This is a genomic window from Aeromicrobium sp., assembly GCF_025965075.1.
GTDB lineage: Bacteria > Actinomycetota > Actinomycetes > Propionibacteriales > Nocardioidaceae > Aeromicrobium.
On record NZ_JAOPXQ010000260.1, the window covers coordinates 1 to 12,695 of the forward strand.

Here is a 12,695-nt window from a genome sequence, read left to right on the forward strand (position 1 = left end):
CTCCCCCGGAGCGACGCTGAAGCTGACCCCGTCCACCGCTCGCAGGTCCCCGTACGCCATGACGAGCCCCTCGGCACGGATGTCCACCCCCATGCGGAAGACCCTACTGAACCGTGGGCCGAGCGAGCGCAGCGAGCGAAGGCAGGCGCCCGGGCGAAACCCCCGCCGCTGCGAGGAGAACCATGGGCCGAGCGAGCGCAGCGAGCGAAGGTAGGCGCCCGGGCGAAGCCCGGCCGCTGCGAGGAACGAGCAGCGGGAGCGGCGACGAAGGAGCCGTGCGCCCTACTTCGCGTAGGAGTGCTGCCCACCGACGAACAGGTTGACGCCGACGAAGTTGAACACGAACGTCGCGAAGCCGATCAGCGCCAGGATCGCGGCCGCCTTGCCCTTCCACCCCGCAGTCGCGCGGGCGTGGAGGTAGCCGGCGTAGACCGTCCAGGTGATGAACGCCCACACCTCCTTGGGGTCCCAGCCCCAGTAACGACCCCAGGCGTACTGCGCCCAGATCGGTCCGGCGATGAGGGCCGCGAAGGTCCAGATCGGGAACGCGAAGGCGTGGACGCGGTAGGAGATCTGGTCGATCTTGGCGGCGGCCGGGATGCGCCACAGGAAGCCCACGCGGTCGGCCTCGGCGGTCGTCCGCTCGGCCCGCGACTTCACCAGGTAGAGCAGCGACGCCGCGGCGCCGACGAGGAAGGCGGCGCCGGCGATCATGGCACCCAGCACGTGGATCACGAGCCAGTACGAGTGCAGGGCCGGCACGAGCGGACCCGGCGGCACGAACACCAGGGCGGAGGCACCCAGCACGACCGTGCCGGCGCCGGTGATGATCGGACCGACCCAGTCGATCTCCCAGACCCTGACGAGCACGATGTAGGCGACGACGGCGACCAGGGTCGCGGCGCAGCCGAACTCGTACATGTTGCCCCACGGCACCCGCTCGGCGGCGAGACCGCGGGCCACGACACCCACCAGCAGGACGACCGCGCCCAGCTGCGTCAGCGAGAAGCCGATGCTGCCGGCCATGTTGCTGCGCTCGGCGGGATCGGCGTCAGGCGGAGCCACGGCCTCCCCGTCGGACGTCACGAGCGCCCGCTCGGGGGCGACGCCCCGCGCGAGGCTCCACTGCAGGACGTACGCCACGAAGGCCAGCGCCAGGATGCCGGTCGCGGACGCCACGGCATAGTTCGAGAACTGTTCGTACTGCGCCAGCGTCATGTGGCTCTCTCCTCGGTGTCTCCGAGCGACTTCTTGAACCGCTCAAGGAAGGCGTCCAGGTCGGCCGGCAGGTCGTCACGGGACACGCGATCGAGCACGGCGACGTCCACCACCGTACGTGAACCGTCCTGACGGGCTCGGATCCAGGTCCGGCGGGGCTTGATGGTCAGTGAGGTCATGAGCCCGATGAGCCCGGCGATGATGCCGAACAGGGGCACCTTGACGAGCGGCGACGAGCTGATCTGGAAGCGGGCGAACTGGGCCGTGCCGACGTACTGCACCGTCCCGCCGTCGGGCAGCTTCGCGGTGCTGGCCTCGTCGCCGACCTCGCTGCCGGGCTGCAGGCTGATGCGGAAACCCTTGCCGTCCGAGCGGAGGTACTGCTTGAGCTTGGTCTTGTCGAGCGTGAACACCGACTGCGGCGTCCCGTCGTCGAGACCCAGGTCGCCGTGCCAGACGAACAGGCCCAGCAGCGGGTTGGCGGCGGCCGGGAAGATCGAGATCGAGGCACCCTTGGCATTCTCGGCGGCGGTCGGCAGGAAGAAGCCCTGGAAGCCCAGCTGCTCGGGCTGCGCGTCCGGCACCTTGATGACGCCGTTGGAGGTGTAGGTCGAGTCGGCCGGCAGGAACGGCACGGCGTCGTTCCACACGACGTTGCCCTTGGCGTCGGTGATCTTGATGATCGGCGCATAGCCCTGGCCCACGAGATAGACCGACGAGCTGCCGACCTTCAGCGGGTGGTTGACCGTGATGTCGAAGTCGCGCTCGGCCGCGCCCGGCTCGGGAGCGTACGTCCCCTGGGCCCGGAACTCGCGCGGCGCACCCTCCTGGGGGCTGCCGAACGGCTGGAACTTGGTGCTCATCTTGTCGAGCGTGAAGGAGAACGGTGGCAGGTCGTCGGAGGAGAACAGCGACCCGGAGGAGAACTCGTCGTACTGCGTCAGGGAGTTGCTGAACCGGCCGCCGTCGTCGGTCACGATGACCGAGCCCCGGTAGCCGTACAACGTGCCGATCGCGACACCGATCAGGACCACGACGACGCTGACGTGGAAGACCAGGTTGCCGGCCTCGCGCAGGAAGCCCTTCTCGGCGCTCAGCTCGACGACCCCGTCACGTTCCACGACGTCGACCCGGGCCCGACCGAGCGCCTCCCGCCCCGCCGCCGCGACCTCGTCGGGCGTCGCCGACGTCTCGAACGACGTGGACGCCGGGAGGCGGGAGAAGTGGCGGGGAGCCCTGGGCGGGCGCGCGCGCAGCGCCCGGAGGTAGACGAACGTGCGCGGCAGGATGCAGCCGATCAACGAGATCATCAGCAGCAGGTAGACCGCGCTGAACCACGGCGACGTGTAGACGCTGAAGAAGCCCAGCTTGTCGAGGGTCGGGGCCGCCTTGGGGTGGTTCAGGAAGTACGTCTCCACGGCCCGCGCGTCGACACCGCGCTGGGGGTAGAGCGATCCGGGGATTGCGGTGATCGCCAGCAGCAGCAGCAGGAACAGCGCCGTGCGCATCGACGTCAGCTGCCGCCAGAACCACCGGGTGAGCTCACGCCTTCCGAGCGCCGGGACGGCGTTGCTGCTCATACCGGGGCCTCGAATCCCGTGATCCAGGTCTGCATCTCGCCGACCAGGTCGGTCCACCAGCCGGTCACCAGCAGGATGCCGACGACGATCAGCAGGACGCCGCCGATGATCGAGACGAGCCGCTGGTGGCGGCGGAACCAGGTCAGGGCGCGCATGAACCGGCCGAAGCCCAGCGCCGCGAGCACGAACGGGATGCCCAGGCCCAGGCAGTAGGTGAACGCGAGGAACGCCCCCCGTGCCGCGGTGGCGTCGTCGGAGGCGAAGGACAGGCCGAGGACGGCGGCCAGCGTCGGGCCGATGCAGGGTGTCCAGCCCAGGCCGAAGAACACGCCGAGCACCGGCGCGATCGCCAGGCCCACGGTCGGGACGGCGTGCACCCGGCCCTCGCGCTGCAGGAACGGGACGAAGCCGATGAAGACCAGCCCCAGCCCGATCACGAGGATCCCGGTGATGACCGACAGCGTGTCCTGGTAGCGGCGCAGCTCCAGCCCGACCGAGCCGAACAGCGCCCCGCCCAGCACGAACACCGCGGAGAAGCCGAGGACGAACAGCAGCGCCCCGGCCAGCAGCCGGCCGCGCCGGGCCGACTCGAGGTCCTGCGCGGCGACCCCGGAGACGTACGACAGGTAGCCCGGCAGCAGCGGGACGACGCATGGGGAGAAGAACGAGACCAGGCCCGCCAGGACCGCGACCGGCACGGCGAGCAGGAGGTTGCCGGAGGAGACGGTGTCGCTGAACCAGTCGGTCACGTGGTGCTCTTCCGCACGTCGTCGATCAGGTTGGCGAGCGTCGAGGCCGAGACCTTGTCGATGACCCGGGCGGCGACGCGGCCCCGGGAGTCGATGACCCACGTCGTGGGGATCGCGATGCTGGGCAGCGAGTCGATGAAGCCGAGCTCGAGCTGCCCACCCTGGTCCTGGAAGCTCGGATAGCTGACGTCGAACCGGCGGTTGAACGCGATCGCCGACGAGGGGTCGGGGGCGCGGTTGACGATGCCGAGGAACTGCACGTCCTTGTCGGCGTACTCCGACGCGACCTCCTCGAGCGCGGGCGCCTCGGCGCGGCACGGTGCGCACCACGGGCCCCACACGTTGATGACGAGGGTCTTGCCGCTGAAGTCGGCGGTGGACAGCGGCTCGCCGTCGAGGCCCTTGCCCTCCAGCACGGGCGCGTCCTTGCGGTCGGCGGCGTCGACCGTCGTGATCGAGCCGTCACCCGACACGAAGCCGTCGGTCGTCCCCCGGTTGCCGCCCCCGGAGCAGGCCGCGACCAGGGCCAGGGCCCCGATCGCCGTCACGAGGCGGGTGCGCGAGATCACGGTCAGGCTCCGCCCACGACCTTGCCGCGCAACGGCGCGGGGAGGAGGTCGGCGGCGGGCTCGCTGTAGGTCACGCCCACGAAGTCGTCACCGTCGAACGTCAGGCTGGTCAGGCTCGCGAGGGTGCACTGGCGCTTACGCGGGTCGTGCACGAAGCTCTTCTGCTCATGCGCGCGGCGCGCGATCCACACCGGCAGCTGGTGCGACACGATGACCGCCTCGTGACCACGGGCCGTCTCACGGGCGTCGTCGACGGCGAGCTTCATCCGCGCGGCGATCTCCTTGTAGGGCTCGCCCCACGAGGGCCGGATCGGGTTGCGCAGCATCCACCAGTTGCGCGGGTTGGTGAACGCGCCGTTGCCGACGCCGACGGTCTTGCCCTCGAACAGGTTGTCGGCCTCGATGACCCGGTCGTCGGTCACGACCGGCACCTCGAGCAGCTTCGACAGCGGCTCGGCGGTCTGCTGCGCACGCTCCAGCGGCGACGCGACCATGTGCACGATCTCGTTCTTGGACAGGAACTCCGCCGCGCGGGCCGCCATCTGATGACCCAGCTCGGACAGCACGAACTCCGGCAGCCTGCCGTAGAGGACGCCCTCGGGGTTGTGCACCTCGCCGTGGCGCATGAGGTGCACGATCGTACGTTCGGACATCGGTGGTTCCTAGCTCTCGGGGGTCGCGTCGGCGGCCGCGCGGGCGGCGCCCGGGAGCGCCTCGGCAATTCTAGAGAGTGCCTGTTCGTCGTGCGCAGCCGAGACGAACCAGCTCTCGAACGCGCTCGGCGGCAGGTAGACCCCGGCGTCCAGCATCGCGTGGAAGAACGGCTTGTAGCGCCACGCCTCCTGCGCCTGCGCACCCGCGAAGTCGGTGACCGGCGCGTCGACGCCCCAGAACACGCTGAACATGTTGCCGGCGCTCTGCAGCGAGTACGCCAGACCGACCGCGTCCAGCGCCTCGCGCACCAGGTGCTGCAGCTGCATCGACGCCGCGTCGAGCCGCGCGTAGGCCGCATCGTCCGCGAGACGCAGGGTCGTGAGGCCCGCGGTCGTCGCGATGGGGTTCCCGGACAGCGTGCCGGCCTGGTAGACCGGGCCGGCCGGGGCGAGCTGGGCCATGACGTCTGCGCGGCCACCGAAGGCGGCCGCGGGGAACCCGCCGCCCATGACCTTGCCGAACGTCAGCAGGTCGGGGCGCCAGCCCTCCTGGCGGCCGTCGAGGCCCCAGTGGCCCGAGCGGGTGACCCGGAAGCCCGTCATGACCTCGTCGCTGATGAACAGCGCGCCGTGGCGGGCGCAGATCTCGGAGAGAAACTGGTTGAAGCCCGGCTCGGGCGGGACGAGGCCCATGTTGCCGGCCGCCGCCTCCGTGATGAGGCACGCGACCTGGTCGCCCAGCTCGGCGAACGCCGCCTCGACCGCGGCCCGGTCGTTGAAGGGCAGCACGATCGTGTCGGCCGTGACGTGCGACGGCACGCCGGGCGTCTCGGGCAGGCCCAGCGTGACCACGCCGGACCCGGCCTGGGCCAGGAGCGCGTCGACGTGGCCGTGGTAGCAACCGGCGAACTTGATGATCTTGTCGCGACCCGTGAACCCGCGGGCCAGCCGGATCGCCGACATCGTCGCCTCGGTGCCGGACGAGACCATCCGCACCAGATCGGTCGGCGTACGGCCCACGATCTCCTCGGCGAGGAGCACCTCGGGCTCGCTGGGGGTGCCGAACGAGGTCCCGCGGGCGACGGCCGTGGTCACGGCGTCCAGCACCTCGGGGTGGGCGTGGCCCAGCAGCATGGGGCCCCACGAGCCGACCAGGTCGACGTAGCGGTTGCCGTCGACGTCGGTCAGCCAGGCGCCGGAGCCCGACGCCATGAAGATCGGCGTCCCGCCGACGGCCCGGAACGCGCGGACCGGCGAGTTGACGCCACCGGGGGACACCGCACGCGCGCGGTCGAACAGGGCCTGGGATCCGGGGTTCGCAGTCACGGTCCCATTGTCCCCGGTCGACCAATCGGCCCGGACGGCGGCGTCATGCGCCCGTAACCTGAGACGCGCGGACTCGTTAATCAACTGACCGGCGAACTGGTCGACCTGTTCATCGGGCAGTAACATCGGTTTACGCAAACGGCACGCTGAGCGTGCCGGTCTGGGAGGGCATCACATGGGAGCACGGAAGCTGACGCGTTGGCAGAAGGCCAGCGCACTGGTGCCGATGGCAGTTCTGGTCGGGGCCTGGGGAGCCGCACTCGGCAACCAGGGACTGGCCACCGCGTCCGGAGGCATCGACGAGGCCGACATCCCGGCCGTGCCCACGACCGCGATCGAGCAGCCCGCCAGCGTCCAGGAGACGCCCCTGGGTGTCGACCAGAAGGCCGGCACGACGGGCACCGTCAAGACGCTCTCGACCAACGGCATCCCCTCCGCCGCCCTGTTCGCCTACCGCCGGGCCGAGACCCTGCTCGGCAAGGCTGACGAGTCCTGCAAGCTCCCGTGGAACCTCGTGGCGGCGATCGGCCGGGTCGAGTCCAACCACGGCCGCAGCAACGGCAACTCGCTGACCGCCGACGGGCTCGCGAAGCCGGGCATCTACGGCATCGCCCTGGACGGCAGCAACGGCACCGCCAAGATCTCCGACACCGACAAGGGCACCCTCGACAAGAACTCGGTCTACGACCGGGCCGTCGGCCCGATGCAGTTCATCCCGGGCACCTGGAAGACCGTCGGGGTCGACTCCGACAACGACGACAGGAAGAACCCGCAGGACATCGACGACGCGGCGACCGCGGCGGGCATCTACCTGTGCGCCGGCAGCGGCGACCTGTCCACCAGCGACGGTGCGGCCAGCGCCGTCAAGCGCTACAACCACTCCGACTCCTACGTCGACCTGGTCCTCAAGATCTCGGCCGCGTACGCCCGGGGCGACTTCTCCCAGTCCCCCAACGACACCTCGACCTCGCCGATCCTGACGTCGTCGTCCTACGACCAGACCCTGACCCCGACGCAGCGCGCCAAGGCCAAGAAGGCCGAGACCAAGGCCGCCCAGGACAAGGACAAGCCCGGCAAGGGCAAGGGCGGATCGGGCTCCGGCACGGGTGGCACGCCCGGCACCGGCACCCCCGGCACCGGCACCCCCGGCACGGGCACTCCCGGCACGGGCGGCGCAACCACGGGTGGCGGCGGCACGGTCGGCGGCGGGGTCCAGGACCTCGTCGACAACACCCCGCTCGGCCCCGTCACGACCCCCGTCACGGGCCTGCTCACCGGCGTCGAGGCCAACCTCAGGTGCCTGACGAAGTTCCCGCTCGGACTGCCCAAGGACAAGTTCGACAAGTGCGTGTACGACCTCACCCACTGAGTCACTGATCGACGAAGGGCCGCACCCACCGGGTGCGGCCCTTCGTCGTGCGTACGGTCAGCTCAGCGGGACAGGCGTGCGGCGAGCTCGGCGGCCCAGTAGGTCAGCACGATGTCGGCGCCCGCCCGGCGGATCGACACGATGATCTCGTCGATCGCCCGGTCCCGGTCAATCCAGCCGTTGGCCGCGGCCGCCTCGACCATCGCCAGCTCGCCGGAGATGTTGTAGGCCGCGACGGGCACGTCGACCGCCGCGCGGACGTCGGCGATCAGGTCCAGGTAGGACAGCGCCGGCTTGACCATCACGATGTCGGCGCCCTCCTCGATGTCCAGGAGCACCTCGCGGATCGCCTCCCGGGCGTTGGCCGGGTCCTGCTGGTACGTCTTGCGGTCACCGGTCAGTGACGAGTCGACCGCCTCGCGGAACGGGCCGTAGAACGCCGAGGAGTACTTCGCGGCGTAGGCCAGGATGACCGTCTCGTCGTGCCCGGCGTCGTCGAGGGCCGAGCGGATGGCACCGACCTGGCCGTCCATCATCCCGCTCGGCGCCACCACGTGGGCTCCGGACTCGGCCTGCACGACGCCCATCCGGGCGTAGATCTCGACCGTCGCGTCGTTGTCGACCCGGCCCGACGCGTCGAGCACACCGCAGTGGCCGTGATCGGTGAACTCGTCGAGGCACAGGTCGGCCATGACCAGGAGGTCGTCGCCGACCTCGGAGCGGGCATCGGCCAGCGCCACGTTGAGGATGCCGTCGGGGTCGAGCGCACCCGATCCCTCGGCGTCCTTGCGCTCGGGCAGGCCGAACAGCATGACCCCGCCGAGGCCCAGCGCGGCCGCCTCGGCGTAGCTCCTGCGGGCCGACTCACGGGTGTGCTGGACGACGCCGGGCATGCTCGAGATCGGCCGGACCTCGGTGCGGCCCTCCGCCACGAACATCGGCAGGACCAGCTGCGAGGGCTGGACGTGCGTCTCCGCGACGAGCCGCCTCATCGCCGGCGACGAGCGCAGGCGACGAGGACGGTCGGCGGGGAACGACATGCGTCAGGCCTTCCGGCGGCTCGACGGACGCTTCTGCGACGGCTTCGTGACCGGCTCGCCGGCCTCGACGAACCCGAGACGGCGGGCCGTCCCGAACTCGGCCAGCGCATCGGCCAGGACGTCGACCGACGGGGACTCGGCGAGGACGTCGACCCGCAAGCCGTGCTCCTCGGCGGTCTTGGCCGTCGCGGGGCCGATGCACGCGATGATCGTCGACGTGTGCGGCTTGCCGGCGATGCCCACGAGGTTGCGGACCGTGGACGACGAGGTGAACAGGACCGCGTCGAACTTGCCGGTCTTGATCGCCTCGCGTGTCGGCGCCGGCGGCGGGGCGGCCCGGACGGTCCGGTAGGCCGTGACGTCGTCGACCTCCCAGCCCAGGTCGATCAGGCCGGCCACGAGGGTCTCGGTCGCGATGTCGGCGCGCGGCAGGAACACCCGGTTGATGGGGTCCAGCAGCTCGTCGTAGGGCGGCCAGTCCTCGAGGAGGCCACGGGCCGACTGCTCGCCCGACGGGATGAGGTCGGCGCGGATGCCCCACGTCGCGATGGCCTCGGCGGTCTTCTCACCGACCGCGGCGATCTTGAGACCCGAGAACGCGCGGGCGTCGAGCCCGTACTCCTCGAACTTCTCGCGCACGGCCTTGACCGCGTTGACGCTGGTGAAGGCGATCCACTCGTAGCGGCCCTCGACGAGGCCGCGGACGGCCTTGTCCATCTGCTGCGGGTTGCGGGGCGGCTCGACCGAGATGGTCGGGACCTCCTCGGAGATCGCGCCGTAGCCACGCAGGCGGGAGGCGAGTCCGGCGGACTGCTCCTTGGTGCGGGGCACCAGGATCCGCCAGCCGTACAGCGGCTTGGTCTCGAACCACGACAGCGCCTCGCGCATCGTCACGACCTCGCCGACGACCGTGATGGCCGGCGACGTCATCCCCGCCGCCTTGGCGTCGGCGGCGATCGCGGCCAGCGTCGAGACGACCGTGGTCTGCTCGGTCGTCGTGCCGACGCGCGTCATCGCGACGGGGGTCTCGGGCTTGCGACCGGCGTCGACCAGTCCGGCGGCGACCTCTCCGATGCGGGCCACGGCCGACAGCAGCACGAGGGTGTCGTCCCCGGCGTGGTCCGCCCAGTTGATCGTGCTGTCCCCGACGCTGACGACGGAGTACTCGCGGTGCGTACGGTTGGTCAGCGGGACGCCGGCGTAGGCCGGGACCGCGGAGACCGAGGAGATGCCGGGCACGATCTCGAAGCCGATGCCCGCCTTGTTGCACGCGGCGGCCTCCTCGGGTCCGGTCGCGTACGTGAACGGGTCGCCGGCGATCAGGCGGACGACCCGGGCGCCGGTCTTGGCGTGCTTGACGACCAGGCGGCCGCGGGCCGCGTGGGTCAGCGTCTCGCCGTCCTCGCCGATCCCGCCATCGACGATCTCGGCACCGTTGGTGACGAGCGCGGACTGCTCAGGCAGCTCCGTGATGACGATGTCGGCCTGCGCGAGCAGCTCAGCCGCACGGACCGTGAGGAGACTCGCGTCTCCCGGTCCGGCACCGACGAAGCTCACGTGGCCGCGAACAGCCTTGCGCGCGCCGGGACTCGGCGTGGACGGTGCTTCTCGCATCGGGGTGATGGTCACGGTGTTCCTTTTCTCGGTCTGTCAGGGGGTCAGGAGGTGGCGACGGCAATCAGGGTGTCGGCACCTTCGGCGAGCATCTCGACAGCAAGACGTTCACCGACCGCGGCGGCTTCGCTGGGCTTGCCGGTCGCGGACAGTCGGATGGTGGGTGAGCCGGAGACGTCTCCGACGACGGCGCGGAGCCAGAGCTCGTCACCGTCATCGCCTTCGGCGATCTCGGCCAGAGCTCCCACCGGTGCACTGCAGCCTGCCTCGAGGGTGGCGAGGAGGCTTCGCTCGGCGGTGACGGCAGCACGGGTGTCGCTGTCGTCGAGCCGTTCGAGCAGGCGGGTCGTCGCGTCGTCGTCGACGCGACACTCGCAGGCCAGGGCTCCCTGCCCGGGGGCGGGGAGCATCTGGAGGGGATCGATGATCTCGGTGGCCTCGTCCGCACGGCCGAGCCGCAGCAGACCGGCACGGGCCAGGAGCACGCCGTCGTAGTCACCGGCGTGCATCTTGGCGATGCGGGTGTCGACGTTGCCGCGGATCGGCACGACGTCGACGCCCAGGCCCAGGGCGTTGAGCTGGGCGGCGCGACGCGGCGAGCCGGTGCCGACGCGGGCGCCCTGCGGCAGCTCGCCGAGGGTCATCCCGTCGCGGGCCACCAGCACGTCGCGGGGGTCCTCGCGCCGCGGGACGGCGGCGAGGACGAGGCGCGCATCCGGGGTCGTGGGCAGGTCCTTGAGCGAGTGGACCGCGAGGTCGATCTCGCCGCGGATGAGCGCCTCACGCAGGGCCGCGACGAAGACGCCGGTCCCACCCATCGTGGCCAGCGGCGCACTGCTGCGGTCGCCCTCGGTCGAGATCATGACGAGCTCGACCTCGACGCCGGTCTCGGCGCGGAGGCGGTCCGCGATGTGGCCGGACTGGGTCGTGGCGAGCGCGCTGGCGCGCGTGCCGAGCCGCACGACGTGCTGAACGGAGGTCACGACGTCTCACCGACCCGGGTGACGGCGTCGACGGCCGACTGGTCGAGCGCGAACAGGTCCGCCAGCGCATCGGCGTACGTCAGCCCTGCCGGGCCGTCGACGAGCTGCTGCACGCGGACGGTCGGGGCGTGGATGAGCTTCTCGGCGACCCGGTGCAGCGCCTTGCGGACGTCGGCGCGCTCGTCGTCGGTCAGGTTGGGCAGCCGCGACTCGATGCGCGCCTGCTCCGCGGCGACCACGTCGGTCGCCATGGTGCGCAGGGCGATGACGGTCGGCGTGATGTGCGAGGCGGCCTTGGCGGCCAGGAAGGTCCGGACCTCGTCCTGGACGATCGACCGCACCTGCTGCACGTCGGCGGCCAGCTCGGCGTTGGCCGACAGCTGCGAGAGCACGATCAGGTCGACGAGCTCGACGCCGTCGAGGTCGCGGACCGCGGGGTCGATGTCGCGCGGGAGCGCCAGGTCGATCAGGGCCATCGAGCGACCGTTGGTGGCCCGCTGGATGCGGTCCCGGTCGAACACGACGCCGCTGGCGCCGGTGCAGCTGATCAGGACGTCGGCGGCGGCGAGCTCGATGTCCATCGCCTGCCAGCGGACCGCGCTGACGCCGAAGGTCGCGACCAGGGCGTAGGCGCGCTGGTAGGTGCGGTTGGCGACCATGATCCGGTGCGGCTCGACGCCGCGGTCGATCAGCGTGCGGACCGCGAGGCTCGCCATCGTGCCGGCACCCGCGACGAGGAAGCGCGTGTCGGCGCCGTCGACGACCGGGCCCGCAGCGTCCAGGCCGGCGGTGACGATCGACGGCGCGAGCCGGTCGATGCCGGTCTCGGCATGGCCACGCTTGCCGATCCGCAGGGCCTGCTGGAACAGGGCGTTGAGCGCCGACCCGACGGTCGACTCGGCCTGTGCGCTGTGCAGGGCGTCGCGGACCTGCCCGAGGATCTGGCTCTCGCCGAGGATCATCGAGTCCATGCCGGCCGCGACGCCGAACAGGTGCGCGACGGCCGCCTCGTCGAAGTGGACGTAGACGTGGCGGACGAAGTCCTCCCGGTCCAGGCCGGCGTGCTCGGCGAGCAGGCGCGAGACCTCCTCGACGGCACCGTGGAAGCGCTCGGCCTCGACGTAGATCTCGACCCGGTTGCACGTCGAGATGACGACCGACTCGTTGACGAACGGCGTCTCCTGCACGAGGTGCGAGAGCTTGACCGACGCGTCGACGTCGAGGGACGCCCGCTCGAGGATCTCGATCGGTGCCGACTTGTGGGACATGCCCACGACCAACATGCTCATGCCGTAATCACCTTGCTGTCCACCTTGTCCGTCCCGGCCTTCCGCTGCTCGTGATAGGCGAGGATCTGAAGCTCGATCGACAGGTCGACCTTGCGGATGTCGACCCCGTCGGGCACCTGCACGAGGGCAGGCGCGAAGTTGAGGATGCTCGTGATGCCCGCCGCGACGAGCCGGTCGGCAACCTGCTGGGCCGCCGTGGCCGGGGTCGCGATGATGCCGATCGAGATGTTCCGCTCGCTCACGATGGCGTCCAGGTCGTCGAGCGAGGAGACCGTCAGGCCCGAGATCGTGGTCCCGATCCGGCG

Annotated in this window: 11 protein-coding genes and 1 pseudogene; 1 reads left to right on the top strand and 11 read right to left on the bottom strand. The window is 70.9% G+C overall.

Features of this window, described 5'->3' with window-relative positions; genetic code table 11:
- Positions 1 to 282: 282 nt before the first annotated feature.
- Genes ccsB through hemL form a run of 6 tightly spaced genes read right to left on the bottom strand, consistent with a single transcriptional unit; the run spans position 283 to position 6,095 of the window.
- The gene (gene ccsB / locus JWQ91_RS15345; RefSeq protein ID WP_297786074.1) at positions 283 to 1,218 is read right to left on the bottom strand and encodes a c-type cytochrome biogenesis protein CcsB; all 936 of its coding nucleotides are present in this window, start codon (positions 1,216 to 1,218) and stop codon (positions 283 to 285) included.
- The gene (locus JWQ91_RS15350; protein WP_297786077.1) at positions 1,215 to 2,798 is read right to left on the bottom strand and encodes a cytochrome c biogenesis protein ResB; all 1,584 of its coding nucleotides are present in this window, start codon (positions 2,796 to 2,798) and stop codon (positions 1,215 to 1,217) included. The genes ccsB and JWQ91_RS15350 overlap by 4 nt, the downstream gene beginning before the upstream one ends.
- Positions 2,795 to 3,547, bottom strand: a complete 753-nt coding sequence (locus JWQ91_RS15355; RefSeq protein ID WP_297786080.1) for a cytochrome c biogenesis protein CcdA — start codon at positions 3,545 to 3,547, stop codon at positions 2,795 to 2,797. Before JWQ91_RS15355 ends, JWQ91_RS15350 begins: the two co-directional genes overlap by 4 nt.
- Positions 3,544 to 4,116 (bottom strand): TlpA disulfide reductase family protein, encoded by a 573-nt coding sequence (locus tag JWQ91_RS15360; RefSeq protein ID WP_297786083.1) that lies wholly within the window; start codon positions 4,114 to 4,116, stop codon positions 3,544 to 3,546. The genes JWQ91_RS15355 and JWQ91_RS15360 overlap by 4 nt, the downstream gene beginning before the upstream one ends.
- Before the next feature lie 2 nt (positions 4,117 to 4,118).
- Positions 4,119 to 4,769, bottom strand: coding sequence for a histidine phosphatase family protein (locus JWQ91_RS15365; RefSeq protein ID WP_297786086.1), 651 nt, complete (start codon positions 4,767 to 4,769; stop codon positions 4,119 to 4,121).
- 9 nt (positions 4,770 to 4,778) lie between these two features.
- Positions 4,779 to 6,095, bottom strand: a complete 1,317-nt coding sequence (gene hemL, locus JWQ91_RS15370; protein WP_297786089.1) for a glutamate-1-semialdehyde 2,1-aminomutase — start codon at positions 6,093 to 6,095, stop codon at positions 4,779 to 4,781.
- A 175-nt stretch (positions 6,096 to 6,270) separates the two neighbouring features.
- Between hemL and JWQ91_RS15375 the strand changes: the two genes are divergently transcribed.
- On the top strand, positions 6,271 to 7,464 hold the full coding sequence (locus JWQ91_RS15375) for a lytic murein transglycosylase (protein WP_297786092.1): 1,194 nt from the start codon (positions 6,271 to 6,273) through the stop codon (positions 7,462 to 7,464).
- 62 nt (positions 7,465 to 7,526) lie between these two features.
- Here JWQ91_RS15375 and hemB read toward each other — a convergent pair whose 3' ends face one another.
- The 5 genes and pseudogenes from hemB to JWQ91_RS15400 all read right to left on the bottom strand — a co-directional run.
- Complete coding sequence (hemB, locus tag JWQ91_RS15380; protein WP_297786095.1) at positions 7,527 to 8,504, bottom strand: porphobilinogen synthase; 978 nt, start codon at positions 8,502 to 8,504, stop codon at positions 7,527 to 7,529.
- 3 nt (positions 8,505 to 8,507) lie between these two features.
- Positions 8,508 to 10,118: a uroporphyrinogen-III synthase gene (locus JWQ91_RS15385; protein WP_297786104.1), complete on the bottom strand. Its 1,611-nt coding sequence runs from the start codon at positions 10,116 to 10,118 to the stop codon at positions 8,508 to 8,510.
- Between the two features lie 44 nt (positions 10,119 to 10,162).
- Positions 10,163 to 11,101, bottom strand: a complete 939-nt coding sequence (gene hemC / locus JWQ91_RS15390; protein WP_297786098.1) for a hydroxymethylbilane synthase — start codon at positions 11,099 to 11,101, stop codon at positions 10,163 to 10,165.
- Positions 11,098 to 12,390 (bottom strand): glutamyl-tRNA reductase, encoded by a 1,293-nt coding sequence (locus tag JWQ91_RS15395; RefSeq protein WP_297786101.1) that lies wholly within the window; start codon positions 12,388 to 12,390, stop codon positions 11,098 to 11,100. The genes hemC and JWQ91_RS15395 overlap by 4 nt, the downstream gene beginning before the upstream one ends.
- Positions 12,387 to 12,695: pseudogene (locus JWQ91_RS15400) on the bottom strand (hypothetical protein); the annotation flags it as partial. The pseudogene JWQ91_RS15400 and the gene JWQ91_RS15395, both read right to left, overlap by 4 nt.

What these genes read in the sequence shown, in the direction of transcription:
- JWQ91_RS15385 (WP_297786104.1), bottom strand. Translation starts at nt 10,118, where the DNA reads ATGCGAGAAGCACCGTCCACGCCGAGTCCCGGCGCGCGCAAGGCTGTT.
- JWQ91_RS15375 (WP_297786092.1), top strand. Translation starts at nt 6,271, where the DNA reads ATGGGAGCACGGAAGCTGACGCGTTGGCAGAAGGCCAGCGCACTGGTG.
- JWQ91_RS15350 (WP_297786077.1), bottom strand. Translation starts at nt 2,798, where the DNA reads ATGAGCAGCAACGCCGTCCCGGCGCTCGGAAGGCGTGAGCTCACCCGG.
- ccsB (WP_297786074.1), bottom strand. Translation starts at nt 1,218, where the DNA reads ATGACGCTGGCGCAGTACGAACAGTTCTCGAACTATGCCGTGGCGTCC.
- JWQ91_RS15365 (WP_297786086.1), bottom strand. Translation starts at nt 4,769, where the DNA reads ATGTCCGAACGTACGATCGTGCACCTCATGCGCCACGGCGAGGTGCAC.
- JWQ91_RS15395 (WP_297786101.1), bottom strand. Translation starts at nt 12,390, where the DNA reads ATGAGCATGTTGGTCGTGGGCATGTCCCACAAGTCGGCACCGATCGAG.
- hemB (WP_297786095.1), bottom strand. Translation starts at nt 8,504, where the DNA reads ATGTCGTTCCCCGCCGACCGTCCTCGTCGCCTGCGCTCGTCGCCGGCG.